The 24691-nt window shown below is 69.7% G+C and carries 26 protein-coding genes and 1 tRNA gene; 7 read left to right on the forward strand and 20 right to left on the reverse strand.

Annotated elements, in window-relative coordinates:
- Positions 1 to 135: 135 nt before the first annotated feature.
- The 3 genes from ACHZD8_RS03355 to ACHZD8_RS03365 form a co-directional block, all read right to left on the reverse strand.
- Complete coding sequence (locus ACHZD8_RS03355) at positions 136 to 1239, reverse strand: tyrosine-type recombinase/integrase (protein WP_394768725.1); 1104 nt, start codon at positions 1237 to 1239, stop codon at positions 136 to 138.
- A gap of 109 nt (positions 1240 to 1348) precedes the next feature.
- The gene (locus ACHZD8_RS03360; protein WP_394768726.1) at positions 1349 to 1519 is read right to left on the reverse strand and encodes a helix-turn-helix transcriptional regulator; all 171 of its coding nucleotides are present in this window, start codon (positions 1517 to 1519) and stop codon (positions 1349 to 1351) included.
- A gap of 225 nt (positions 1520 to 1744) precedes the next feature.
- A tRNA-Gln gene (locus ACHZD8_RS03365) sits at positions 1745 to 1816 on the reverse strand.
- Positions 1817 to 1911: 95 nt separating this feature from the next.
- Between ACHZD8_RS03365 and ACHZD8_RS03370 the strand changes: the two genes are divergently transcribed.
- The gene (locus ACHZD8_RS03370; protein WP_394768727.1) at positions 1912 to 2829 is read left to right on the forward strand and encodes a cytochrome c oxidase assembly protein; all 918 of its coding nucleotides are present in this window, start codon (positions 1912 to 1914) and stop codon (positions 2827 to 2829) included.
- Positions 2830 to 2836: 7 nt separating this feature from the next.
- On the opposite strand, the gene ACHZD8_RS03375 is transcribed toward ACHZD8_RS03370, so the two are convergent.
- The 8 genes from ACHZD8_RS03375 to ACHZD8_RS03410 form a co-directional block, all read right to left on the reverse strand.
- A complete protein-coding gene (locus ACHZD8_RS03375) occupies positions 2837 to 3766 on the reverse strand; it encodes an NAD(P)/FAD-dependent oxidoreductase (protein WP_394768728.1) in 930 nt (309 codons plus the stop codon).
- Positions 3763 to 5247 (reverse strand): glutamate--tRNA ligase, encoded by a 1485-nt coding sequence (gene gltX / locus ACHZD8_RS03380; RefSeq protein ID WP_394768729.1) that lies wholly within the window; start codon positions 5245 to 5247, stop codon positions 3763 to 3765. Before gltX ends, ACHZD8_RS03375 begins: the two co-directional genes overlap by 4 nt.
- A 53-nt stretch (positions 5248 to 5300) precedes the next feature.
- Complete coding sequence (locus ACHZD8_RS03385) at positions 5301 to 5873, reverse strand: HAAS signaling domain-containing protein (RefSeq protein WP_394768730.1); 573 nt, start codon at positions 5871 to 5873, stop codon at positions 5301 to 5303.
- Positions 5870 to 6202, reverse strand: coding sequence for a PadR family transcriptional regulator (locus ACHZD8_RS03390; protein ID WP_394768731.1), 333 nt, complete (start codon positions 6200 to 6202; stop codon positions 5870 to 5872). Before ACHZD8_RS03390 ends, ACHZD8_RS03385 begins: the two co-directional genes overlap by 4 nt.
- Positions 6203 to 6338: 136 nt before the next feature.
- Positions 6339 to 7355 (reverse strand): YeiH family protein, encoded by a 1017-nt coding sequence (locus ACHZD8_RS03395; RefSeq protein ID WP_394768732.1) that lies wholly within the window; start codon positions 7353 to 7355, stop codon positions 6339 to 6341.
- Positions 7356 to 7365: 10 nt separating this feature from the next.
- A complete protein-coding gene (locus ACHZD8_RS03400) occupies positions 7366 to 8142 on the reverse strand; it encodes a fumarylacetoacetate hydrolase family protein (RefSeq protein WP_394768734.1) in 777 nt (258 codons plus the stop codon).
- A 9-nt stretch (positions 8143 to 8151) separates the two neighbouring features.
- On the reverse strand, positions 8152 to 9261 hold the full coding sequence (locus ACHZD8_RS03405; protein ID WP_394768735.1) for a branched-chain amino acid aminotransferase: 1110 nt from the start codon (positions 9259 to 9261) through the stop codon (positions 8152 to 8154).
- Between the two features lie 54 nt (positions 9262 to 9315).
- Complete coding sequence (locus ACHZD8_RS03410; protein WP_394768736.1) at positions 9316 to 10362, reverse strand: 3-isopropylmalate dehydrogenase; 1047 nt, start codon at positions 10360 to 10362, stop codon at positions 9316 to 9318.
- Positions 10363 to 10535: 173 nt separating this feature from the next.
- On the opposite strand from ACHZD8_RS03410, the gene ACHZD8_RS03415 reads away from it, so the two are divergent.
- Positions 10536 to 10784, forward strand: coding sequence for a DUF6458 family protein (locus ACHZD8_RS03415; protein WP_394768738.1), 249 nt, complete (start codon positions 10536 to 10538; stop codon positions 10782 to 10784).
- 103 nt (positions 10785 to 10887) lie between these two features.
- On the opposite strand, the gene ACHZD8_RS03420 is transcribed toward ACHZD8_RS03415, so the two are convergent.
- The 4 genes from ACHZD8_RS03420 to ACHZD8_RS03435 are packed head-to-tail and all read right to left on the reverse strand — an operon-like array spanning position 10888 to position 14089.
- Positions 10888 to 12405 (reverse strand): 2Fe-2S iron-sulfur cluster-binding protein, encoded by a 1518-nt coding sequence (locus ACHZD8_RS03420; protein WP_394768739.1) that lies wholly within the window; start codon positions 12403 to 12405, stop codon positions 10888 to 10890.
- Positions 12402 to 13367, reverse strand: coding sequence for an FAD:protein FMN transferase (locus ACHZD8_RS03425; RefSeq protein ID WP_394768740.1), 966 nt, complete (start codon positions 13365 to 13367; stop codon positions 12402 to 12404). The genes ACHZD8_RS03420 and ACHZD8_RS03425 overlap by 4 nt, the downstream gene beginning before the upstream one ends.
- A 4-nt stretch (positions 13368 to 13371) precedes the next feature.
- Positions 13372 to 13731 carry a hypothetical protein gene (locus ACHZD8_RS03430; protein ID WP_394768741.1) on the reverse strand — a complete coding sequence of 120 codons (360 nt, stop codon included), beginning with the start codon at positions 13729 to 13731 and terminating at the stop codon, positions 13372 to 13374.
- On the reverse strand, positions 13724 to 14089 hold the full coding sequence (locus tag ACHZD8_RS03435) for a hypothetical protein (protein ID WP_394768742.1): 366 nt from the start codon (positions 14087 to 14089) through the stop codon (positions 13724 to 13726). Before ACHZD8_RS03435 ends, ACHZD8_RS03430 begins: the two co-directional genes overlap by 8 nt.
- Before the next feature lie 130 nt (positions 14090 to 14219).
- Between ACHZD8_RS03435 and ACHZD8_RS03440 the strand changes: the two genes are divergently transcribed.
- Complete coding sequence (locus tag ACHZD8_RS03440; protein WP_394768743.1) at positions 14220 to 14894, forward strand: response regulator transcription factor; 675 nt, start codon at positions 14220 to 14222, stop codon at positions 14892 to 14894.
- Complete coding sequence (locus ACHZD8_RS03445; protein WP_394768744.1) at positions 14891 to 16279, forward strand: ATP-binding protein; 1389 nt, start codon at positions 14891 to 14893, stop codon at positions 16277 to 16279. Before ACHZD8_RS03440 ends, ACHZD8_RS03445 begins: the two co-directional genes overlap by 4 nt.
- Here ACHZD8_RS03445 and ACHZD8_RS03450 read toward each other — a convergent pair.
- From ACHZD8_RS03450 to serA, 3 genes are all read right to left on the reverse strand, one after another.
- Positions 16266 to 17516 (reverse strand): RNA polymerase sigma factor, encoded by a 1251-nt coding sequence (locus ACHZD8_RS03450; RefSeq protein WP_394768745.1) that lies wholly within the window; start codon positions 17514 to 17516, stop codon positions 16266 to 16268. The genes ACHZD8_RS03445 and ACHZD8_RS03450 overlap by 14 nt on opposite strands.
- A 25-nt stretch (positions 17517 to 17541) precedes the next feature.
- On the reverse strand, positions 17542 to 17907 hold the full coding sequence (locus ACHZD8_RS03455) for a YciI family protein (protein ID WP_394768746.1): 366 nt from the start codon (positions 17905 to 17907) through the stop codon (positions 17542 to 17544).
- 90 nt (positions 17908 to 17997) lie between these two features.
- Positions 17998 to 19587 (reverse strand): phosphoglycerate dehydrogenase, encoded by a 1590-nt coding sequence (gene serA / locus ACHZD8_RS03460; protein WP_394768747.1) that lies wholly within the window; start codon positions 19585 to 19587, stop codon positions 17998 to 18000.
- 139 nt (positions 19588 to 19726) lie between these two features.
- On the opposite strand from serA, the gene ACHZD8_RS03465 reads away from it, so the two are divergent.
- Positions 19727 to 20116: a DoxX family membrane protein gene (locus ACHZD8_RS03465; RefSeq protein ID WP_394768749.1), complete on the forward strand. Its 390-nt coding sequence runs from the start codon at positions 19727 to 19729 to the stop codon at positions 20114 to 20116.
- A gap of 12 nt (positions 20117 to 20128) precedes the next feature.
- Here the strand turns inward: ACHZD8_RS03465 and ACHZD8_RS03470 are convergent, their stop codons facing one another.
- Both ACHZD8_RS03470 and ACHZD8_RS03475 read right to left on the reverse strand, forming a co-directional pair.
- Positions 20129 to 20539 (reverse strand): hypothetical protein, encoded by a 411-nt coding sequence (locus ACHZD8_RS03470; protein ID WP_394768750.1) that lies wholly within the window; start codon positions 20537 to 20539, stop codon positions 20129 to 20131.
- Complete coding sequence (locus tag ACHZD8_RS03475; RefSeq protein WP_394768751.1) at positions 20536 to 20943, reverse strand: hypothetical protein; 408 nt, start codon at positions 20941 to 20943, stop codon at positions 20536 to 20538. The genes ACHZD8_RS03470 and ACHZD8_RS03475 overlap by 4 nt, the downstream gene beginning before the upstream one ends.
- A gap of 119 nt (positions 20944 to 21062) precedes the next feature.
- Here ACHZD8_RS03475 and ACHZD8_RS03480 point away from each other — a divergent pair, with 119 nt between their 5' ends.
- Together ACHZD8_RS03480 and ACHZD8_RS03485 are read left to right on the forward strand one after the other, a co-directional pair.
- Positions 21063 to 21896, forward strand: coding sequence for an FAD binding domain-containing protein (locus ACHZD8_RS03480; protein WP_394768752.1), 834 nt, complete (start codon positions 21063 to 21065; stop codon positions 21894 to 21896).
- Positions 21893 to 24580, forward strand: a complete 2688-nt coding sequence (locus ACHZD8_RS03485; RefSeq protein ID WP_394768753.1) for a molybdopterin-dependent oxidoreductase — start codon at positions 21893 to 21895, stop codon at positions 24578 to 24580. The genes ACHZD8_RS03480 and ACHZD8_RS03485 overlap by 4 nt, the downstream gene beginning before the upstream one ends.
- The last annotated feature ends 111 nt before the right edge of the window (positions 24581 to 24691 follow it).

A 24691-nucleotide genomic window follows, 5' to 3' on the forward strand; every position in this document is an offset into this window, starting at 1 on the left:
TGCCGAGGACTTCGCCCATTTCGTGCAGGACGACATCACCGCCCGCCGGGAAGCAGAGAAGGCGTTCTATGCAGCTGCTAGCGAGCCGCCTGCGCTCAAATGACTCTGCGAGTCCTCCTCGCTCCCAGCCTGAGATCAAGCTCCTCGAGCTCTATTGGTCAAGCGCCCGATCGCATCGTCCAGGATCATTGCGGTGACCGGGTCGACCTGTTCCGGCGTGACCACGTAATTGGCCCGAGTCACAGCTTCGCTGGCATGTCCGAGCAGACGAGAGGCGAGTGTGATGCCGCCCGCTTGTTCAACGAGGGTGGCTGCGGTGCGCCGGAAAATATGAGTGGTGAACTCGTCCACCACAATGTTCGCTTCGCGCAACGCGTTTTCGTTGTCGTGAACAAAGCTTCGCAGGAGCCGTTCGAAATTACTGACGCTGTACGAGCGGCCCGTGCGGGTGGCAAAAAGATACGCGTCGGGCTCGACCCCTGCAGAGGCCAACCTACGCCGGACGGCAGCGGCGGTGAAGCTCGGCAGGGTAACGCGGCGCGTCTGCCGGGCCCGTTTCGGGGTCGGTTTGCGTCTCATGCCGTATTGCCGGGTAGTGACGAGGGTTGCGGCGATCAGGAGGGTGGGAGTTTTAGCGGTGATCTCAACGTCCGTGCGGCGGAGGGCGAGGATCTCCCCGATGCGGGCGCTGGTGCCGATCATGATGTCCATCCCGTCTTCAAGTTTGCGGGAGTCTGGACGCGGACCGTCCGAGGGTGCCGTCCGCCACGCGTGCATGAGGGCGCGGGCGGTCTCGATCTGGCCGGGGGAAAGGTAAGACTGGCGCTTGGGGCTTGAGGGCAGGCGTTGGACGTCCCGGATCGGGTTAAAGGACAGGACGTCCTGACGCACGGCGGTGCCACAGATCAGGCTAAGGGCGGAGCGGGCCTTGCGGGCCGCGGAGATCGACCGGGTGGCGAGGATGCGTTGCAGGATCCGATCGGCGCGGCCCACGGTCAGATCGCGAAGCATGATGCCGCCGCAGGCCGGGATGACGATGGTGCGAACACTGTCCTGGTAGCCCTCAAGGGTGGAGACCTCGACCCGGCCCGAGGTGCGGACCTCCTCCAGCCATACCTGGCACGCGTCGGCGATGGTGGAGTCGACGCTCAGGAGCTGTTCGAATCCGGTGCTCAGCTCCGCGGCCCGCTGCTTCAGCAGCTCCAGCGCGGCGTCTGCCGTGGCAGCGACGGCCTTCAACGGATGACTGGCACCGGAGTCGTCGCGGATCCGACTGCGGGCCCGCACCCGTCCCTCAGCCAGGGTGGTGTATTGGATGGTGCCGAGCTGTCCCGCGGGGGTCCGTGGCCTAGGCATGGTTACCTTGCGCGCGGAACCAGTCCATCACCTCGATCAGCTCGTACCGCACATGCCGGCCGATCTTCCGGTACGGCGGTCCGCTGCAGGTCAGCCGCCAGTCCTCCAGGGTCCGCGGCGGGACCTTCAGAAGCGCCGCCAGGTCGTCCTGGGTGAGAATCACGGGAAGAGACGGCGCTGTTGTGTCGAGCATGCCCCACAGGTGCGTTGGGAGCTCCGGGACGACTCGGGGCCTTCCGGGAGCAGCCGGTAGCCGATTCGGCTCGCGGACCAAAAACGGTAACCGGGACGGGTTTTTTGTCCCGTATTTTGTCCCTAAGGCTGAAACAGTGGTGGCGAGCGACATGATGAAACCCCTGATTTCCGCTTGAAATCAGGGGTTTACGAGCTGGGGTACCTGGACTCGAACCAAGAACAAAAGAATCAGAATCTTCCGTGTTGCCAATTACACCATACCCCACCGGGCCAAGCCGAAGCCGGGCCGACTAGTCACTCTAACCTACGTTCGGATGGTCGGCCAAATGGGGCGGCGTGTGGCCGTGACGGTGGCAGAATTTGAACACCGTCCCGAACGAATCGAGCCCAGCCACGCCTCCCCTGATCACCTTCCTCACGACCTGGCGCGCCGATCCGGTGGCCATCGTCGCGATCGTCGCGGCCGGCGGACTCTACGCGACCGGGGCGTGGCGGCTCGCGCGCCGCGGCATCCGCTGGCCCGTCGCCCGCACGCTCGCGTTCTTCGTGCTCGGCCTCGGCTCCTACGCCGTGGTGCAGTTCGGGTTCCTCGGCGTGCACAGCGGCGAGCTGCGCTGGGCCTTCAGCACCCGAATGGCGCTGCTGCTCTTCGCGGTGCCCGGCCTGATGAGCCTCGGCAAGCCGGTTGCCCTGGCGCGCCTGGTGCTGAGTGGGGCCCCGCTGCGCGTGATGGATGCCGTGCTCGCCTCCTGGCCGGTGCGTCTCGCCGGCAACGCCGTCTTCGCGCCGGTCTTCGCCTTCGCCGCCTTCTGCGTCTTCCTCACCCCGCTCGCGGGCAGCCTGCGCGAGTCGCCGGCCGCGGGCGGCATCCTGACCCTCGTCGTGCCGATCGTGGGGCTGCTCATGGTGCTTCCGATCGTGGAGCACACCACCCAGCGCACGAGCTTCTTCATCACCGTGGAATTTCTGCTCGTGTTCGTGGAGCTGGTGATGGATGCCATTCCCGGCATATTGCTGCGCCTCAACGACTCGGTGCTCGACAGGGTCGGCCCAGTACTCGGCGCCGTGCCCGGCTGGTTTCCCAACGCGCTGCACGACCAGCATCTGTCCGGGGACCTGCTCTGGTTCATCGCCGAGATCGCGGATGTGCCGGTGCTGATCCTGCTCTTCATCCGCTGGTCGCGGGTGGACCGCCACGAGGCGAAGGCGCTCGACGAGCTGAGCGACGAGGAGATGGCCGCGCTCACGCGCGAACACCTGCGCAACCGGCCGCAGTAGGGCGTTCTCAGTGCCGCGGGATGCCGATCAGGTCTCGGTTGATGGTGGAGGCGACCCGCGCCCCGGCACCCGCCGCGACGATGAGCTGTTGCGGTCCCGGCGCGGTGGAGTCGCCGGCCGCGTAGACGCCCGCGACGCTCGTGCGGCCGTCGGCATCCGTCTCGAGGAGGCCCCAGCCGTCCGTCTCGAGACCGAGGCCCTCGACGTAGCCGAGGGCGGCATCCCAGCGCGGGCGCACGAAGCCGCCGTCGACCGGGATCGACTCGCCGTCGGCCAGCAGCACGGCGGAGACCACCCCCCGGTCCCCCACCACATCCGCGATCTCCCGGCGTTCCACTCTGACGCCCCGCTCCGCGAGCACTGCCTCCTGGGTCGGGCTGACCCGCCCGACGCCGTTCGTGAAGACGGTGAGATTGTGGCTCCACTGGGCGATGAGCAGCGCGCGAGACGCCAGGTCGCTCGTCTCGCCGATGAGGGCGAGGGGCCGGTCGCCGTACTCGTAGCCGTCGCACTCGATGCAGCTGAAGAGACCCAGTCCGTAGAACGCCCGGATGCTCGGCAGCGCCGGGAGCGTCTCCTTCAGCCCCGTGGCGATGAGCACACGGGACGCCGTGAGCGAGCGGTTCGGCGACCCGTTGACGCCCTTCGCCTCGACCGCGAAGCCCTCGCCGGACTCGGCGTTCGCGACGCTCTGCACCGTCGCGAGCTGCAGCTCGGCCTCCGGATACTGGGCGAGCTCCTCGCGCGCGAGCCGGCGAAGCTCGTGCGGCGCCACGCCGTCCCTGGTGAGGAAGCCGTGCGAGACGAGCGTGGCGGCGTTGCGTGGGCGGTTGGCGTCGAGCACGAGCACGCGGCGTCGAGCCCTGGCCAGGTTGAGGGCGGCGCTCAGCCCGGCCGGCCCGGCGCCGACCACCACGACGTCGTAGTCGTGCGTCACAGCCGCGCCGCGAGCCTCTCGATCCGTGCGATCGACGACTCCTTGCCGATGATCTCCATCGACTCGAAGAGCGGCGGACTGATGCGGCGGCCGCTGATCGCCGTGCGAAGCGCCCCGAAGGCGACGCGCGGCTTGAGGCCGGCACCGTCGATGAGCTCGGCGCGCAGCACGCGCTCGATCTCCTCGTGCGACCAGTCGTTGAGCTGCTCGAGTGCGCCGACCGACGCGTCGAGGATGAGGTCGGCGCCGGCGCCGGGCAGGGCGTCCGCGTCGTACTCGAGGGCGTCATCCGCGGTGAACAGGAAGCCGAGCAGCCCCGGCGCCTCGCCGAGCAGCTGCATGCGCTCCTGCACGAGCGGGGCCGCCTCGCGCAAGATCGCCTCCTGCTCGCCGGTCGGCGGATCGGCGAGGTAGTCGCCGAGGTACGGGATGAGCCGCTGGGTGAAGTCCTCCACCGGCAGCAGTCTGATCTGGTCCCCGTTGATCGACTCGGCCTTCTTCAGGTCGAAGCGGGCCGGGTTGGGGTTGACGTCGACCACGTCGAACGCGGCCACCATCTCCTCCATCGTGAACACGTCGCGGTCGTGGGTGAGCGACCAGCCGAGCAGGCTCAGATAGTTGAGCAGCCCCTCCGGAATGAAGCCCCGGTCGCGGTGGTGGAACAGGTTCGACTCCGGGTCGCGCTTGGAGAGCTTCTTGTTGCCGTCGCCCGTCACGTACGGCAGGTGACCGAAGCGCGGGATGGCGCTGGCCAGCCCGATGTCGATGAGCGCGTGATAGAGGGCGATCTGGCGCGGGGTGGAGGAGAGGAGGTCCTCGCCTCGCAGCACGTGGGTGATGCCCATGAGGGCGTCATCGACGGGGTTGACGAACGTGTAGAGCGGGGCGCCGTTCGGACGCACGACCACGAAGTCCACGAAGGAGCCGGCCGGGAAGGTGATCTCGCCGCGGACGAGGTCGTCGAAGGAGAGGTCGGTGTCCGGAACGCGCAGGCGCAGCGCCGGCTCGCGGCCGGCGGCGCGCAGGGCGATCCGGTCCTCGTCGGTGAGGTCGCGCTCGAAGTTGTCGTAGCCCTGCTTGGGGTCCCGGCCGTTCGCGATGTTGCGGGCCTCGATCTCCTCGGCCGTGGCGAAACTCTCGTAGAGGTGGCCGCTCGCGCGAAGGGTCTCGATCACCTCGGTGTAGATTCCGGCGCGCTGAGACTGGCGGTACGGCTCGTTCGGGCCGCCGACGCCGACGCCCTCGTCCCAGTCGATGCCGAGCCAGCCGAGCGCGTCGAGCAGCTGCAGGTAGCTCTCCTCGCTGTCGCGGGCGACATCCGTGTCCTCGATGCGGAACACCAGCGAGCCGCCGGTGTGGCGCGCATACGCCCAGTTGAACAGGGCGGTGCGGATGAGGCCGACGTGAGGAGTGCCGGTGGGCGATGGGCAGAATCGGACGCGGACGTCGGGACCGGTGGCTGTAGAGAACATAGTTGGCATGGCCCGTCAATCCTACCGGCGGCGCTCGGGTGGGGTCCGGGCGGGAATGCGGCTCAGCGCGCGCGGTCCCACCCGCGGCGGCTGAGGACGATTCCGATCACGATGGAGGCGATGACCGGACCAGCGATGGCGCCGAGTACGAGGGCGTGCCAGAAAAGGATTCGAGCGCCACCGACGAGCGCGAAGATGCCGAAGAGCGCGACACCGACCGCGGGCGGCACGATGATCGCCACGAGCTTTTCGCTGCGGGTCCAGAGCGACGATGCCCAGAGCATCATGATGCCGGCCACCCAGCCGGCCAGGGGCACCACAATCCCGCCGAATTCGAGCAAGAAGCCCGTCACGAAGACGTACCAGCGCTGCTCGGATGCCCGAGGCGGTGCGAGCTCCGTGACCGACGCGGTCGATCCGCCCGGGCCGATTCCGGCGCGGGCCTCGGCGGCGATGAACGCCGGGTCGCCGAGAGACTCGATGCGGGAGGCCGCGGCCGCGGCATCCAGCCCCTCCAGCTCCTCCCTGACGCCGGCCACGATGCCCTGGCGCACCTCCTCGGAGACCCCGGCCAACTCGCGGTCCAGGTCTGCGAGGTAGCCGCGAACCACCTTCGGGGTGTTGGTTTCGGTCATGGGGTGTCCTCTCCGACGAGTTCGTGCACGGTGCGGGCGAACGGCCCCCATTGCTCGCGGAAGGTCGCGAGCTGGAGGTGTCCGGTTTCGGTGACGCGGTAGTAGCGGCGGGACGGCCCGGCATCCGACTCCCGATCGAAGCTGCTGACGAGCCCCTGGGCTCGAAGCCGGCTGAGGATCGGGTAGAGCGTGCCGATGCTCGCGATCAGGCCGCGCGAGACGAGGGCCTCGGAGAGCTTCCAACCGTAGGTCGGCTCCGTCTCCAGCAGCCCGAGGATGCAGTACTCGACCACTCCCTTGCGGAGTTGTGCTCCCACATCCACTGTCATGCATCACACGCTAGCTTGCCTCGCACGTTAGCGCAATCCGGCGGAAGCCCGAGCGCCGGGGCGCGCGCACCGCGGCTCGGCGACCCGCGCGCGCGCCCGCCCGCTCGCTCGCTTGCTCGCTTGCTCGCTCGCGCGCTCAGGAGAGGTAGACGAGCCCCAGGGAGAGGCCCAGGATGACGCCCCAGGACACGAGGCCGGCCGCCAGCGCTCGCGCGCCGGATCGCGCGAGCTCCTCGAGCCGCAGCGATGCCCCGATCGCGAAGAGTGCGCTGGCGAGAAGCGCGGACTGCAGGATGCCCGCGGCGGCGAGCACCTCCGTCGGCAGAGGCACGAACGACCGGATGAGCACGGCGGCGAGGAATCCCACGATGAACAGGGGCACCACGGCCGGCAGCGGGATCGAGCTGTCTGCCCCGGACGCCCGGCGGCGGGTGATCAGGGAGGTCACGGCCACCATCGGTGCGAGCATGAGCACCCTGGTGAGCTTGACCACGACCGCCACGGCGAGCGCCGCGGCCCCGGCCGTCTGCGCGGTCGCGACGACCTGCCCGACGTCGTGCACGCTCGCGCCCACCCAGTGGCCGAACTGCTGGGTGTCGAGGTGCAGCAGGGAGGCGAGAAAGGGAAGAACGACGATGGCGAGGGTGCCGTAGAGCGTCACGAGAGTGACCGGGGTCGCGGTGTCCTTCTCGTCGGAACGGCGGGCCGCCGCCATCGCCCCGACCGCGGAGACCCCGCAGATGGAGAACCCGGCGGCGAGCAGCACCGGCTGGTTGCCCTCGAGCCTGAACAACCGACCGATGAGCAGCGTCAGCACGAAGCTCACGACGACGAGCGTCACGATCGAGAGGATGGCGACCCAGCCGAGCGCGGCGATGTCACCGAGGCTGAGGCCGAGGCCGAGCACGACGATGCCGAGGCGCAGGAGCCGCCGGGAGGCGATCGCGAGCCCCGGCCGGAGGACTCCGCCGAGCGCCGGCCTGAAGACGGGGAGGGACCCGACGATCACGCCGAGCACCAACGATGCGGTGAGCCAGGGAATCGCCGGCACGAGCGCGTGGATGCCGTAGCCGGCCGCGGCGCCGACCGCCGCGAGCGCGAGCCCGGCCGGCCATCTCGGGCGCCGTCGCGGGGTGGATTCGCTGCGGCTCACACGCTCGAGCCTAGACGCGGTTCTTGGCGGGGTTGCTCAGGGTGCCGATGCCGTCGATCGTGATGTCCACGGTCTGGCCGTCGACGAAGCCGCCGAGCCCGGCCGGCGTGCCGGTGAGGATCACATCGCCCGGCAGGAGCGTCCAGACGTCCGACACGTACTCGATGAGCTCCGGAATCTTGTGGATCATGTCCTTCGTATTGCCGTGACGCCGCGGCTCGCCGTCGACATAGGTCTGGATTTCCAGGTTGCTCCAGTCCAGCTCCGTCTCGATCACGGGGCCCAGCGGGCAGAACGTGTCGTAGCCCTTCGCCCGGGCCCACTGCCCGTCGGCGAACATCTGGTCGCGCGCCGAGACGTCGTTCGCGATCGTGTAGCCGAAGATCACGTCGGCGTAGTCCGCCGCCTTCACCCGCTTGGCGATGCTGCCGATCACGATCGCCAGCTCGCCCTCGTGCACGATGCGGCCCTCGACCGGCGGGATCTGGATGGTGTCCCCCGGACCGATGACGGCGGTGTTCGGCTTGAGGAAGATGAGGGGCGACTCCGGGCCCTTCGCGTCGTCCCGCAGCTCGTCGCGGTGGGCGGCGTAGTTGAGTCCGATGCAGACCACCTTGGAGCGCGGGATCACCGGCGCGAGAAGCTTGGCCCGGTCGACCGGAACCCGCTCGCCCGTGGTGTCGAAGCCGCGGAACATGGGGTCGCCCGTGAGCACGACATACTCGTCACCGTCGAGAATTCCGTACCGGGGGTCTCCGCCGGCGACGCTGAATCGTGCGATCTTCACTACGGCAGCCTAGACGTCCAGCCGGGTCAGCCACTGGTGACGGTCTGGCACGCGCCCGTATTGGATGTCCGTGAGCTCCTGGCGCAGCGACATCGTCAGCTCGCCCGCCGGGGCATCCGCCGACCCGATCTCGAATCCCTCGCCCTTGAGCAGGGCGATCGGGGTGACGACCGCCGCCGTGCCGCAGGCGAACACCTCGGTGACGTCGCCGGATGCCACGCCGTCGCGCCACTCGTCCAGGGTGACCTTGCGGCGCTCGATCGTGTGGCCGCGGTCCTCGGCGAGCTGCAGGATGGAGTCCCGGGTGATGCCCTCGAGGATGCTGTCGGACTCGGGAGTGACGAGGGTGCCGTCCTTCTTCACGAGCACGATGTTCATGCCGCCGAGCTCCTCGAGATACTTGCCCTCCACGGCATCGAGGAAGAGCACCTGGGCGCAGCCGTGATCGTAGGCCTCGGCCTGGGCCACGAGCGACGACGCGTAGTTGCCGCCGGTCTTGGCCGCCCCGGTGCCGCCCTTGCCCGCGCGCGCGTAGTTCGTGGAGAGCCAGATCGACACCGGCGCGACGCCCCCGGTGAAGTAGGCGCCCGCCGGGCTCGCGATCACGTAGTAGTTGACCTTCTCTGCCGGCCGCACTCCGAGGAACGCCTCCTTTGCGAACATGAACGGCCGCAGGTACAGGCTCGTCTCCGGCGCGGACGGCACCCAGTCGCCGTCGACGGCGATCAGCTGGCGCAGCGATTCGATGAAGTATTCGGTGGGCAGCTCCGGGAGCGCGAGGCGCTTGGCCGAGCGCTGCATGCGGCGCGCGTTCGCGTCGGGGCGGAAGCTCCAGATGGAACCGTCCGCGTGCCGGTAGGCCTTGAGGCCCTCGAAGATCTCCTGCGCGTAGTGCAGCACGGCCGCGGCCGGGTCGAGCGCGATCGGACCGTACGGCTGCACCCTCGGGCGGTGCCAGCCACCCCTGACCGACCAGCAGATGTCGACCATGTGGTCGGTGAAGTACTTGCCGAACCCGGGGTTGGCGAGAATCGCTTCCCGCTCCGTGGCGCTCTTGGCCGCGGGGTTCTTGATCACGCTGAACGTGAATGCGGCAGGTGCGAGGAGATTGGTGATCATCGGTGGTCCTTCGATTGTCCTAGAGGATATTCTGCGCCTGTATTCGCGGGCGGGTTAGACCAGGGCCGCGATGGCGTCGCCGATCTGGGAGGTGGAGCGGCCGGTGGTGCCGCGCGAGGCGAGATCGGCCGTGACCGCCGCCGTGACCCTCGCCGAGGCATCAGCCAGACCGAGGTGGTCGAGCATGAGTGCCACGGAGAGGATCGCCGCGGTGGGGTCGGCGAGTTGCTTGCCGGCGATGTCCGGTGCCGATCCGTGGACGGGCTCGAACATGCTCGGGAACGCTCCGTCGGGGTTGATGTTTCCCGATGCGCCGAGCCCGATGCCTCCGCTGATCGCGGCGGCCAGATCGGTGAGGATGTCGCCAAAGAGGTTGTCCGTGACGATCACGTCAAACCTACTCGGATCGGTGACCAGGAAGATAGTCGCCGCGTCCACGTGCAGGTAGTCCACGGCGACGGAGGGGAACTCCGTGGCGACCCGGTCGACGGTGCGCTGCCACAGGCCGCCCGCATGGGTGAGCACGTTCGTCTTGTGCACCAGGGTGAGCTTCTTGCGCTCCCGCCCGGCGGCGGCGCCGAACGCAAAGCGGACGAGCCTCTCCACGCCGAACGCCGTGTTGACGGAGACCTCGTTGGCCACCTCGTGCGGGGTGCCGACGCGGATGGCTCCCCCGTTGCCGACGTATGGGCCCTCGGTGCCCTCCCGCACCACGATGAAGTCGACATCACCCGGGTTCGCGAGCGGGGACACGACGGAGGGGAACAGTCGGGACGGGCGCAGGTTCACGTAGTGGTCGAGGGCGAACCGCAGCCTGAGCAGCAGCCCCCGCTCGATGAGGCCGCCCGCCAACCTCGGATCCCTCGGGTCGCCGCCGACGGCTCCGAGCAGAATCACGTCGTGCTGGGCGAGGGCGGCAAGACCCTCGTCCGGCAGGATCTCGCCCGTCCGAAGGAAGTGGGTCGCGCCGAAGGGGTACTCGGTGGTCTCGACGGTGACGTCGCTCGGGATCACCGCCGTGAGCACTTTGATCGCCTCGGAAACCACTTCGGGGCCGATGCCGTCTCCGGCAATCACGGCGATGTTAATGGTGCGCGTCATCCGGGCTCCTGTGTCTCCAACGGCTAGGCTCATCCCAGCGTACTGGCAGCTAGATCTCGGCGATTCTGGCCCCCGAACTGGGGACATCGGAGTAGTATCCGGGTGATGGATATCTGCGCTCTGAAGCGAACCCTCGCCCGGAGTTACGCGTAACCGAACGGAAGGGCTCCATCATGGGGATAGGTTCAGGAATTTTTCTCTTCGTCGTAGGCGCGATTCTGGCCTTTGCGCTCAATTTCCAGGTCAGCTGGATCGACATTCACCTCGTGGGCTACATCCTGATGGGCGCGGGAATACTGGTGTTCATCATCTCGCTCGTGTTGGTGCTTCGTAAGCGCCAGACGGTCTCGACGACCCGCACGGTGAACCCCAACGGCGGCGACCAGGTAGTACAGCACGAAACAAAAGGCGACGTTCTCTGAGTAGCGTCGCGTAACCTAAAGACCGGCGCGCCCCGCTCCTGATTCGGGTTCAGTGTGGGGCGCGTCACCCTTTCCGGGCGACGCCCGGGCCGCCATCGAGGCGTCAGATGTCCAGCACGAGTTCGGGTGTGGTCGCGCGGGAGACGCACGGGTACATCACCCCGAGGCGATCCTTCTCCTCGTCGTCGACCACCGAGTCCAGGTGCTCGGGGAGGCCGCCGACCACGCGCACCTCGCAGGTGCCGCAGACGCCCTTCCGGCAGGATCCCATCACGGGCATGCCGTTCTCCTCGAGCGCATCGAGGATGCTCTGGCCGGACGGCACCGCGAAGTCCCTCTTGCTCTTGCGGCAGGTGACCAGCACGGACTGCGAACCGCCGAGGGCCACGCGGTCGACGGGGGTGAAACGCTCGAGGTGCATCCGCTCCCGAGGCACCGCCGACGCGACCCTGGCCATGAGCGTCTCGGGGCCGCAGCAGTAGACATCGCCCTCGACCGACGAGAGCAGGTGCTCGATGTCGAGCCTCGTCGCGTTCTCGTCGCTCGCGTGCACCCACACCCGGCCCGGATACCGCGCGGACAACTCGTCCGCGAAGGCCATCGACCGGCGGCTTCGCCCGAAATAGAGAAGGTGCCAGTCCCGGCGGTCAGGCAGGGACTCGATCATCGACTTGATCGGGGTGATGCCGATCCCGCCCGCGACGAACAGGTAGGAGAAGGCCGGCTCGAGTTCGAAGTGATTGAGCGGGCCGGCCACCTCGAGTTGCACTCCCGGCCGCACGTTGGCGTGGATCCAGCTGCTTCCGCCCTGGGAGTCCAGGGTCCGCAGGACGGCGATGTCGAAGTGCGACCGGTCGGCCGGGTCCCCACAGAGCGAATACTGCCGCTCCAACCCGTTCGGCAGGGTCACGGTGACGTGGGCGCCCGGCCGCCAGACGGGCAGGACGGTGCCGGCGGTCGGCACCAGCCGGATCCCGAGCACCTCGTCCGAGATCCGGAACGTCGCCGCCACCCGCATGGTGAGCCCGCGGCGCACCGGTGTGGGAGCGTGCTGCACCACGCCGCTCCGGCCGGCGGCGCGGTTGCCGGAGGCGCGGTTGCCGGCAATGACCCGCACGAGCACGGCGACCACCGAGAGGCCGATGATGGAGATCGCCACGACCCGGTACCAGATCGCCCCGACGTCGGTGCCAGTGAGGCCGGCGTGGAAGGAGACGAGAACGACCGCGAGGTAGCTCGCGTAGTGCACCCCCTTCCAGAACCGGCGCGGCAGCCAGCGCATGAGCAGCGAGGAACCCTGCACGGCGAGGAGCGAGTAGAAGGCGAGGATGCCGATGGCCACCGGAAGCGCCCGGTAGTCGGTGGCGAACGGCACGAGCACGGCGGCCACCGAGAAGTGCAGCCAGCCGTCGAGCATGAGGCTGACCATGTGGGCGACGACCATGACGATCGCCGCGCCGCCGAGGTAGCGGTGCAGGTCCTGCAGCCAGGACGGGTTGTCGACCTTGCGCAGCACCCGGGTGGACAGCAGGGTTCCCCACACCACCGACAGGGTCATGAGCGCCCAGGCGATGATCGCGCTCGCCCGGGTGACGTACCACCAGATGTGGGGTGAGTTCACGCGTAGTCCCGCCAGTTCGCCGATTCGAGTATGGTGCCGGAGGCGTCGATGATGCTTCCGGCCGCCCCGACGGAGGGCAGCCAGGCGAGATAGTCCTGCGGGGGGCGCACGAAGGCCGGCTTGGTGAGGATCTCGGCGTACCAGCCCTGGGTGGCGATCACCGAGACGGTCTGCACGTCGGTGACGGCGCTTCGTCGGCTGCGGGAATCGATGAGGTGGTGCGCCTCGGTCTGGCCGTTCGGCCACCGGCGCTTGAGCTGGCTCGATGTGGCGATGGCTCCCGTTCCCAGCCGCACGATGGCCGCGAACTTCTCGTCGTGGAACGGGTCTTCGACCCCGATGCGCCAGCCCTGCGCCTCCGGGGAGTCGCCGGCCACGACCACGTCGCCGCCCATCTCCGCCATCACGCCCCACGCCCCCTCGGCGAGCGCGAACTCGCAGACGATGTCGGCGGCGAGTCCCTTGCCGATGCCGCCGGGGTCGAGGGTGGTGCCGCGAGGCAGGGTGATGGCGTCGCCCTCGATGACCATTCCGGCGATCTCGCCCGGAGCCCTCGCCGAGAGTGGCAGGCTCGTCTCCCTCGACGGATCGACGACGGACCTGATGTAGCCGGCGGCCAGCAGGTCGGGAAGGAGCGTGGGGTCGAAATCGCCGGCGGTGCGGGCGAACCCGGAGAGCATCGCCGTGGCCAGCCGCACGGTGAGCGGGTCGACGGCGATGGTGGCCCCCTCCGCCCAGTTCAGGCGGGTGATGTCGCTCGAGAGGATGAAGCGGCTCCAGAGCCGCTCGCAGCGGTGGGCCAGCTCGAAGCACGCGTCGAGCAGCCGGGGCGAGCCGCCGACGAGCGTGATGGTGCTGTGGCCGCCCATGTGCGGCTCGCGGCGGGACGAGGACATCGGCTGGCTTCCGGTGAGTTCGAACACCGCTCGGACGGCGTCGCCCGAGATGGATCGTGCTGCCACTCGATCAGCCTCCCGAGCCGCCCGTTGACCCGTGCACGGGAGCCGGGGCGGGGGCCGGAGCCGGCGGTGCCACCGGCTTGGCAGCCGGGGCCGGCGCGGCGGGCGCGGGCGCGGCGGGCGCAGGAGCGGCCGGAGCCGGAGCCACGGGTGCGGCCGGGGTCGTCGTCTGCGACGGCGCGCTGCCGGTGGGTGACGCACTCGGGGAAACGGCCGGGGTCGACCCGCCCCGAGGGGTGCCGGACTGCTCGGCGCCCTGGGCGTTCGCGGCCATCTGGAGCCCGGCCACGATGCCCACGAGGGCGACGACCGACGCCGCCCCCGTGAACGCACGCGCCCGGCGGGCCGGGTGGTTCGTTCTAGTCATCGTGCTGGTCGGAACCGGAGTGCGAGTCGTCTCCTTCGCGCTCGTGCGTCGGCTCGGGTGACGGGGTCGAGGTGTGCTCGTCGCTCTCGTGGGTCTCTGTGGCCTCGTGGCTCGGCTCGACCGCCTCCGGCGTCTTCGCCGGCTCCGGGGTCTCGGTGGCCTCGGGCGCCTCGGTCGCGTCGTCCCCGGCCTTGCTCGGAGTGGGGGTCGGGGTCGGCGAGGGAATGAGCACGCTCGTGGCGTCGCCCGGCGTCTGGGACGACGTCAACGACAGGGTGCCGGCGTTGACGGCCATTGCCGCCCCCGCAGTGCCGAGCACCGCGATGACGGTGAGAATCGTGATTGCTGGAGTCTTCATGGTTTTCATGGTTCCAACGTAGGAATCGCGCTCCCCACAATCGGCCGACGGTAATCCAAGATCTGTCAAAGATTGTGCGGCCGGGCACCGCATCCATCGCTCGGCCAGCGTTGGGCCGCAGAATGGAGCCATGCGGGTGCTGGTGGTCGAGGACGATGCCGCGGTGGCCGATGGGATCATCGACTCTCTGACGCACGCCAACTTCGAATCGATGCTCGTGGGCACCGGCCAGGGCTGCCTGGACGCGATGTCGTCTTTCCGGCCGGACATCGTGCTTCTCGACCTCGGCCTGCCGGACATCGACGGCACGGACGTGTGCCGGGCCATCCGTCGTGACTCGCAGACCCCGGTCATCGTCGTCAGCGCTCGAGGCGACGAGATCGACCGCGTCGTCGCCCTGGAAATGGGGGCCGACGACTTCGTGGTCAAGCCGTTCGGGATGCGGGAGCTGGTGGCCAGGATGCGGGCCGTCGTGCGCCGCACGGGCTCGAGCGAGGCGACGACGCCCACGCCGGCGAAACGGTTCGGGCGCCTCACCATCGACCCCCGCGCGCAGCGCGTGACGGTGGGTGAGGTGGAGGTGTACCTGACCCCCAAGGAATTCGAGCTGCTCGCCTACCTCTCCGGCGACCCGGGTGCCGTCTTCCGCCGGTCGGAGATACTGCATAACGTCTGGGACACCAACTGGTACGGCACCACGAAGACCCTCGACACGCACATCGCCTCGATTCGCAAGAAGCTCGGCGACGCGCGCTGGATCGAGTCGGTGCGCGGAGTCGGCTTCCGTTTCGACGTGCCCACATGAAGTGGCGGTTCACGGCCGTTCTCATGATCGTGGCGCTGCTCGTGGTGCTCGTGCAGGACATTCCGCTGAGCAACCAGCTGCGGGTGGCCGAGCGCGACCGGATCATCACCTCCCTCGAACGCGACGCGTTCGTCCTCGCCGGGCGAAGCGAGGAATCGCTCGAGGCCAACACCTCGACCGACCACGCCGTGATCACCGACCTGGCCCGCCAGTACCGGGCGGCGGGCGGTGCCCGGGTCGTGATCGTCGACTCGGCGGGCGTCGCCCTCGTCACGAGCGACGACGACCGCTCGGCGGTCGGCAGCTCCTACCGGTCTCGACCGGAGATCGCGCAGGCCCTCACCGGCCAGATCGCCACGGGCGAGAGGTACTCGGACACGCTCCAGGAGCAGTTGCTCTACGTCTCGGTTCCGGTGTTCGGCGGCGCGAAGATCCATGGGGCCGTACGCCTCACCTATCCGGCCCAGTTCGTGACCGACTCCCTCAACCGCCGGTTGTTCACGCTCTGGCTCGTGGCGCTCACCACCGTGCTGCTGGCCGGAATCGTGGGGCTGGTGCTCTCCACGACCATCACGCGCACGCTCAAGCGGCTCAAGGAGACCACGGAGCATCTCGCGGAGGGCCGGCTGCACGTGCGAGCCGACGAGACGACGGGAGCCCCGGAGCTGCGGTCGCTCTCCCGGTCTTTCAACATCATGGCGGAGAGACTGGATGCCCTGCTCGAGCAACAGCGCACCTTCGCGTCGAACGCCTCCCACCAGTTGCGCACCCCGCTCACCGCCCTGCGGCTGCGGCTCGAATCCGCGCGCACCCTGATCGAGACCGACCCCCAGGGGGCCGCCGACCGGCTGCTCAGCGCGGAGACGGAGGCCGATCGCCTGGGCGGGATCATCGAGGGCCTGCTACTGCTGAGCCGCACCGAGTCGAGTTCTGCGCCGGTCGAGCCGGTCGACCTCGACGAGATCGCCCGGGAGCGCGTGGAGCACTGGCGCCCGCTGGCGCAGGAATCCGGAGTCACCCTCGAGGTCGACGCACACTCCTCCCGGCCCGTGCTCGCCGTGCCGACGGCGGCAGAGCAGATCATCGACAACTTCATCGACAACGCCCTCACGGTGAGCCGGCCCGGCGGGTCGATCACCGTGCGGGTGCTCGACGATCGCCGCCAGACCACCGTCCACGTGCTCGACGAGGGGCCGGGGATGCCGCCGGAGGAGACCGAGCGGGCGTTCGAACGATTCTGGCGCGGCAGCGCGGACGGCGCCGGCCACGGACTGGGGCTCGCCATCGTCGCCCAGTTGGCGTCGGCGAGCGGGGCGACGGTGCGGCTCACCAACCGGCCGGAGGGCGGCCTCGACGCCTCCGCGCGGTTCCTCAACGATCGCTGACCGCTCGCCCGCTCGCCACTCGACCACGCAGCCGCTCCCCCGCTCGCTCGTAGTACCGAAGCACGGCCAGGTTGCGTTCGCCGGCCTTGGCGTCGGCCAGGGCCTCGAGCGCCTCGGGCACCGCGCCGCGTCGCTCCTCCACGTCGGCGAGGGCGGCGCTCACCCGGCGGTCGAAGTCGGTCGACACCGTGCCGCGCAGCGCCCGGAGCTCGTCGGCCGCCCGGTCGAGCTCCCGCCCGCCGAGATGGCTCCTGGCGATGATGCCGCCGAGGCGAGCGATCGGCGCTGGCCAGACCCGGTTGAGCCCGTGGTACAGGGTGGCGATGGCGCCCCAGTCGGTCTCCTCCCAGCTCGGGGCCGCGCTGTCCAGGCCCGCGATTCCGGCCTGCAGGGCGAAGCGTCCTCCGCCGGGGAGGGCCCGCGCGGCCAGGTCGAGCCCGTGCCGGATGCGCCGCCTGCCCCACGCCGACCGGTCCACCTCGGCGAGGGTGAGCGGCATGCCGTCCGCGGTGGTCCTCGCGACGCCTCTTGCCTCGCCGAGCTCAATCAACGCGAGCAGACCGAGCACCTCGGTGTCGTCCGGGTACTCCGCCGCGATCGAGCGAGCGAGCGTCAGCGCGAGGCGGGCGAGCCGCTCGTCCATGAGCGCGTCCCCGGCCGCCGCCGTGTGCCCGAGGGTATAGACCCCGTAGGTGGTGGTGAGGGCCTGGTCGAGTCTGGCTGCGCGGTCGTGGGCGCCCGGCCAGGCGAAGCGCTCCCCCGAACGGGCGATCGCATGCTTCGCCCGGGTGAGGCGGGCGGCGACGGTGGCCTCCTGGCTGCCGAAGAACGCGGCGATGTCGGCGGTGGGCACACCGCACACGATGCGCAGGGCGAGGGCGATCTGCTGCTCGGGCGAGAGCAGCGGATCGCACGCGACGAAGATCAGGCCGAGCCTGTCGTCGACGGGGGCCGTCTCGGCGTCGGCCGGGTCATCCGTGCCCTCCGGTTCGACCAGCAGGGGCAGCTTCGACCGCAGCACCTGGTCGCGGCGCAGCGTGTCGACCGCGATCCGCCGCGCCGCGGTGGTGGCCCACGCCCCGATGTTGTCGATGCGATCGCCCGCGGCGAGTCGATCCGCCGCCCGTGTGAAGGCCTCCTGCGCGCTCTCCTCGGCGAGGTCCACGCTGCCGTAGGCGCGCAGGGTGGCGCCCACCACGCGGGGCCACTCCTCGGCGAACGCCGCCTCGAGACTCATGAGCCCATTCTCGCGGCGATCGACGCTACATTCCGGGCAGATCCCAAATGGGATGGAGCTCGAGCCGGTCGCCCGTGGGGCAGAGCGCGGCCAGCTGCTTCGCCTGCTCGAGCGAGTCGGCCTCGATCAGGTAGTAGCCGCTCAGCACCTCGGTGGTCTCGGCGAGCGGACCGTTCGTGAAGACGGCCGGTTTGCCGTCCCTCGCCGGGGTGATGCGCACCGAGGCGGATGCCGGCTGCAGCGCCTCCCCGCCCAGGATCTTCGCCCCGGCCGCCGCGACCGCGGCCGCGAACGCCCCGTGCGCCTGTGACGCCTCCTCCAGGGCACCCTCCGGGACCGATGCCGGGTCCCAGGTCGGCTCGACGATGAGGATGAGGTACTTGTCGGACATGTGCACTCCCTGTGTCGGGGAACCTCGCGGTCCCGGTCAATCAGAAGAACGACGAACGAGCACCGACGGAATCGACAGCGTGGGAGAAATCTACTCGGTGATGTCGATCTCGCGCAGCAGGTCGGCGTCGATGGCCACGCGCACCGTCTCGAGCAGGGCATCCGGCGCCGGCGAATCGACGGTCAGCACGCTGAGCGCCTGACCGCCGGCCTCGCGCCGGCTGATCTGCATGCCGGCGATGTTGATGCCGGCCTCGCCGAACTCCTTGCCGTAGACCGCGACGATTCCCGGACGGTCGGTGTAGACCATCACGATGAGGTGCTCGGCCACGGGCACCTCCACGTCGTAGCCGTTGATCTCGACGATCTTCTGCGTCTGCTTCGGACCGGTGAGCGTGCCAGAGACGGAGATCTGCTCGCCGTCGCTCAGGGCGCCGCGGATGGTGAGCAGGTTGCGGTATTCATCGCTCACCGCGTCGGTGACGAGCCGCACGGCGATGCCGCGCTGCTCGGCGAGCAGCGGCGCGTTCACGTAGCTCACGGATTCGCTCACGATGTTCGTGAAGATGCCCTTGAGCGCGGCGAGCTTGAGCACGCTCACGTCGAACTCCACGATCTCGCCGCGGATCTCCACGTCGATGCTCGTGATGGGGCTCGAGGCGATGCCGGCGAAGAGCTGGCCGAGCTTCTCCATCAGCGGGATGCCGGGCCGCACCGTGGGGTCGATGACTCCGCCGGCGACGTTGACGGCATCCGGAACCAGCTCGCCGGAGAGCGCGAGACGCACGGACCGGGCCACCGAGACTCCCGCCTTCTCCTGCGCCTCGTCCGTCGACGCGCCGAGATGGGGCGTGACGACGATGTTCGGCAGGGCGAGCAGCGGCGATCCGGTCGGCGGCTCGTGCACGAAGACGTCGAGGCCGGCGCCGGCGATGGTGTTGTTCGTGAGCGCCCGGTGCAGCGCATCCTCGTCGATGAGTCCGCCGCGCGCGACGTTGACGATGAACGCGGTCGGCTTCATCAGCGCGAGCTGCTCGTCGCCGATCATGCCGGTGGTCTCGGGCGTCTTCGGCATGTGGATCGTGATGAAGTCGGACTGGGCGAGCAACTCGTCGAGGGTGAGCAGGGTCACGCCGAGCTGCTGGGCGCGGGCGGCGGTCACGTAGGGGTCGTACGCGACGACCTTGGTGCCGAAGGCCTGCATCCGCTGGGTGATGAGGGCGCCGATGCGGCCGAGGCCGATGATGCCGATGGTCTTCTCGTAGAGTTCGACACCCGAGTACTTGGACCGCTTCCACTGGCCGTCGGCGAGCGCGCCGTGCGCCGCCGGGATATGGCGGGCGAGGCTCAGGATGTGGCCGACGGTGAGCTCGGCGGCCGAGATGATGTTGGAGGTCGGCGCGTTGACGACCATGACTCCGGCCTCGGTGGCCGACTTGATGTCGACGTTGTCGAGCCCGACGCCGGCCCGGGCGATCACCTTGAGTTTCTTCGCCGCGGCGATGGCCTCGGCGTCGAGCTGGGTCGCCGAACGGATGAGGATCGCGCTGGCCTCGGCGAGGGCCGACAGCAGGACCGGTCGATCGGTGCCGTCGAGAGACCGCACGTCGAAGTCGGGCCCGAGGGCCTCGACGGTAGCTGGGGAGAGTTCTTCGGCGATCAACACGATCGGCTTTGCCACGAATCGGGTCCTTCGGATTGGGGGATGCCGTGACGAACATGCCGTCGGCACTTGAACTTTATCCCAGCGACGGCAATCACTCCGAACGCGTGACGCCCCGTTGCACGGGCGACCCCCGGACGGCTGGGACAATGGTGGGGTGACCCCCTTCGAGATCGTGCAACTCGTGCTGCGCGTTCTCCTCGCCGTGGTCTTCATCGGCATGGGCGCCAACCACTTCCGCCCCAAGCTCGCCAGGGGCATGGCCGCCATGATCCCGCCCGGGCTGCGCTGGAGCGGCCCGCTGCGTCCCCTCAACCTGGTCTACTTCACCGGCGTGTGCGAGATCGCGGGCGGGGTGGGCCTGCTCGTGCCATGGACGGCCTTCGCCGCGGGCATCGCCCTGGTGCTGTTTCTCATCGCGGTCTTCCCCGCCAACCACTTCGCCTCGGAGCATCCGGAGCGGTTCGGGGCGGCGGCCATCCCGTTCTGGCCCCGCTACATCGCCCAGCTGGTGCTGATCGCCATGATCCTGGTCGCCGTCGTCTGACCGGCGGCCCGCTCAGGCGAGCGCGACGAGGCTCGCGGACATCGCGGCGACCGCGGTGAGCCCCACGAGCAGGAGCACGGCCAGCACGAGGGGCGACCGGCGCCGCGCGAGGAGGAACGCGCCGACGTAGACGACCGGGGCGATGGCCAGGTCGATGACCAGCAGCGTCCACGGGATCGGCACGAGCGCGAGGTCCACGGCCTTGCGCACGCCGTTCGTCGCGTTGATCTGGGACACGACTCCGACGACGTTGGAGATCGCCTCGAACAGGTCGTAGGCGTAGAACAGGCCGAAGACGATCGCCACGCCGATGCCGACCCAGCCGAGCCGGGTGGCGGGGCGAGTGGCGGGCTCCTCGGGCGTCGGCTCCTTGGGCGTCGGCGGGCCGGTTGCGGGCTCCGGGGTGCTGGCTGACTCGGTCATGAACGCCCCACTTGGAGGATGAAGGGCCACGGCGCGAGCAGTGCCACCCCGAGCAGCAGCCAGAGGATTCTGGCCCAGGCCGGTCGATCGCGGGCCACGAAGAGCACGCCGACGAACCAGGCGGCCGGGGAGGCGATCGCGAGCACCTCGCCGAGCCGGTACATGAAGTCGAAGAACGGGTTGGCGATCGTGAGCGTGTCGCGTTGCACGCCGATGATCCAGCCGACGACGAAGAGCAGGAACACCCCACCGAATACGCCGTAGGTCACGAGCAGCGGCGAGCTGATGCCCACGGCCTCCTCGGGGTGGTCCCCGGCCTCCGGCTCCTCCACGAGGGCGTCGACGTGGGTGGGGTCGGTCTCGCCGCCCCAGGTCAGGCCCTCGTCATCCGGATGAACAGTCACTCCAAAACCCTAGCCGCCCGACGACGCCCGCCGCGGCAGGGCCCGATCGGCCCGGCTGGGAGGATGCCGACAGGCACCGAAACCGTTACAAGCCCGTCACATTAATGATGTTGACTCTGATGACAATGGACCTCATCGACGTGCGCGAGATCCGGGTGCCGACCACCCGAGACGAGTTGGTCTTCGCCCCCGGCGAGCGACCCCTCGGCGGCGGCACCTGGCTGTTCTCGGAGCCGCAACCGGGGCTGACCGGCCTCGTGGATCTCACCGCGCTCGGCTGGGATCCGATCCGGCGCACGGAGGCCGGCCTCGAGATCGCCGCGACCTGCACGATCGCCGAACTCGCCGCCCTCACACCCCGGGGCTCTCGCGGCCCGCGGCCCGGCCAGGCCGCCGACGCGCTCTTCTGGCAGTGCGCTACCTCCCTGCTCGCGTCGTTCAAGATCTGGAACGTGGCGACGGTCGGCGGCAACGTCGCCCTGGCCCTGCCGGCCGGGCCGATGACATCCCTCGCGGCCTCCCTCGACGCCGTCGCCGTCGTCTGGACGGCCGACGGCGGCGAGCGGCGCACGCCCGTCGCCGAGCTCGTGACCGGGGTGCGCAGCACCGGGTTGACCCACGGGGAGGTGCTGCGGTCCCTCGAGATCCCGGCGTCGAGCCTCGCCGCCCGCACCGGGTTCCGCCGCATCGCCCTCTCGCCCCTCGGCCGCGCCGGCACCGTCGTGATCGGCCGGGTCGACTCCTCGGGCGAGACGGTGATCACGGTGACCGGCGGCACGACCCGACCGCGCCAGCTGCGCTTCGACGAGCTTCCCGGCGAGCGCGCCCTCGCCGACGCGATGGACGGAATCGACGACTGGTATTCGGATGCCCACGGCACGCCGGACTGGCGGCGCGCGATGAGCCTGCTCTTCGCCGAGCAACTGCGGGTGGAACTGGGAGGGACGAGATGAGATTCGAGGTGAACGGGGAGCCGGTCGACGCCGATCCTCACCCCGGCCAGGTTCTGCGCAGCCTGCTGCGCGAGCTCGACCACTTCGAGGTGAAGAAGGGCTGCGACTCCGGCGACTGCGGCGCGTGCTCCGTGCTGCTCGACGGGGCGCCCATCCACTCCTGCCTCTACCCGGCGCACCGGCTCGACGGGGCGACCGTGACCACCGTCGCGGGGCTCGGAACTCCGGAGCACCCGCATCCGCTGCAGGAGAGCTTCGTCGCGGCCGGCGGATTCCAGTGCGGCTTCTGCACGGCCGGAATGATCGTGACGGCCTCGACCTTCACCGAGGAGGACCGGCACGACCTGCCCCGCCTGCTCAAGGGCAACTTCTGCCGCTGCACCGGCTACCGATCCATCGAGGACGCGATCTGCGGAGTCGCCAACACCGAGGCCGCACCGACAGGCGACCTCACCGGCCGTTCGGTCGCCCCGCCGGCGGCCCTGCGGGTGGTCACCGGCACCGAGGCCTACACGCTCGACCTCAAGACCACCGGGCTGCTGCACCTCGCCGTGCTCGGCAGCCCGCACGCGCACGCCAGGATCGTCTATCTCGACACGAGCGAAGCCGAGGCGATCGACGGGGTGCACGCCGTGCTCACCTACCGCGACTCCCCGGCCACCCTCTTCTCCACCGGTCGGCACGAACAGCGCACCGACGACCCGGACGACACCCTCGTGCTCGACCCCGTGCTGCGGTTCCACGGCCAGCGTGTGGCCGCGGTGGTGGCCGACACCGTGGCGATCGCCGAGCGCGCCCTCGCCGCCATCCACGTCGGGTACGAGCTGCTGCCCGCCGTCTGGGACCCGGAGGAGGCCCGCTCCCCCGGCGCGCCCCTGCTGCACGCGACGAAGGGCCCGGAGTCCCGCATCGCCGACCCCGCGCGCAACACCGTCGCCGAGTTCCACGGCGAGACCGGCGACGTCGAGGCGGCCCTAGCCGAGGCCGACGCCGTGGTCACCGGCACCTGGCGCACCCAGCGGGTGAACCACGCCGCGCTCGAGACGCACGCCACCCGCGGCTGGCTCGATGCCGACGGGCGTCTCGTGCTGCGCACCTCCAGCCAGGTGCCCTTCCTCGTACGCAACGAGCTGTGCCACATCTTCGGCCTCGAGACCGACCGGGTGCGGGTCTTCACCGCGCGGGTCGGCGGGGGCTTCGGCGGCAAGCAGGAACTGCTCACCGAGGACCTCGTGACCCTGGCGGTGCTGCGCACCGGCCGCGCGGTGCAATACGAGTTCACCAGGGAGGACGAGTTCCGCACTGCCCCGCCGCGGCATCCGATGCGCGTCACCGTCACCCTCGGGGCCCGCCGCGACGGCGTGCTCACCGCGATGGCCGTGGACGAACTCGCGGACACCGGCGCGTACGGCAACCACGGCATCGGGGTGATGTACCACAGCATCCACGAGTCGACGAGCGTCTACCGCTGCCCCAACAAGCGGGTGGATGCCCAGTCGGTGTACACGAACAACCTGCCGTCCGGCGCCTTCCGCGGCTACGGGCTCGGGCAGGTGATCTTCGCCGTGGAGTCGGCGATGGACGAGCTCGCGCGAGAGCTCGGGATCGACCCCTTCGAGCTGCGACGGCGAAACGTGATCGTGCCTGGCGACCCGATGATCGTCGCGGACGCCGACGAACGCACGGACCTGTTGATCGGCAGCTACGGCCTCGACCAGTGCCTGGACCTCGCCGAGGCCGCGCTGGCGAGGGGCAACGGGGTGGCGCCGCCGACCGGGGACACCTGGGCCGTCGGCACGGGGATGGGCATCGCGATGATCGCGACCGTGCCTCCCCGCGGCCACTTCGCCGACACGAGCGTGAGCCTGCTCGACGACGGGCGACTCGAGGTGAATGTGGGCACCGCCGAGTTCGGCAACGGCACCACGACCGTGCACGCCCAGTTCGTGGCCACCGCCCTCAACACCACGGTGGACCGCGTGGTGATCCTGCAGTCGGACACGGATGTCGCCCGCTACGACACCGGCGCCTTCGGTTCGGCCGGGGTCGTGGTGGCCGGCAAGGCGCTGCTCGCGGCCAGCGGCAAACTGAGGGAGCGCATGCTCGCCCGGGCCGTGTCGCTCGGCTACCTGGGCGGCGTCGTCGAGCACGGCGGCGTGCGAGCCGGGGACACTCTCGTTCCGGCAGTTGAGCTTCTCGCGGCCGGCCCACTCATCGCCGACGGGAGCCACGACGGCACGCCACGGTCGGTCGCCTTCAACGTGCACGCCTTCCGGGTGGCCGTCGACCGGTCGACCGGCGAGGTGCGAATCCTTCAGTCGATCCAGGCGGCCGACGCGGGAACCGTGCTCAATCCGGAGCAGTTGCGCGGTCAGATCGAGGGCGGAACGGCCCAGGCGATCGGCACCTCGCTCTACGAGGAGCTGCGGCTCGACCACGAAGGAACCGTCACCAGCGCGGCGTTCCGCAACTACCACGTGCCCCAGTTCGCGGACATCCCGCACACCGAGGTCTACTTCGCGTCCACGCACGACCCGTTCGGGCCGCACGGCGCCAAGTCGATGAGTGAGGCGCCGTACAACCCGGTCTCTCCCGCCCTCGCGAACGCCGTTCGCGACGCCCTCGGCATCCGTCCGTTCGAGCTGCCGATGTCGCGCGACCGGCTGTGGAGGCTCGGAAAGTAGCGGCTCGGCTCGCCTCTCAGCGATTGTGCCCCCTGTCAGCATTGGGCCCGCGCGAGCAGGCACAAACCTGCCAAACGGGCACGGTAGCGAGTACCGGCGGGGGCACCGGCA

The sequence above is a fragment of the Lacisediminihabitans sp. genome, from assembly GCF_043726815.1.
Lineage (GTDB): Bacteria > Actinomycetota > Actinomycetes > Actinomycetales > Microbacteriaceae > Lacisediminihabitans.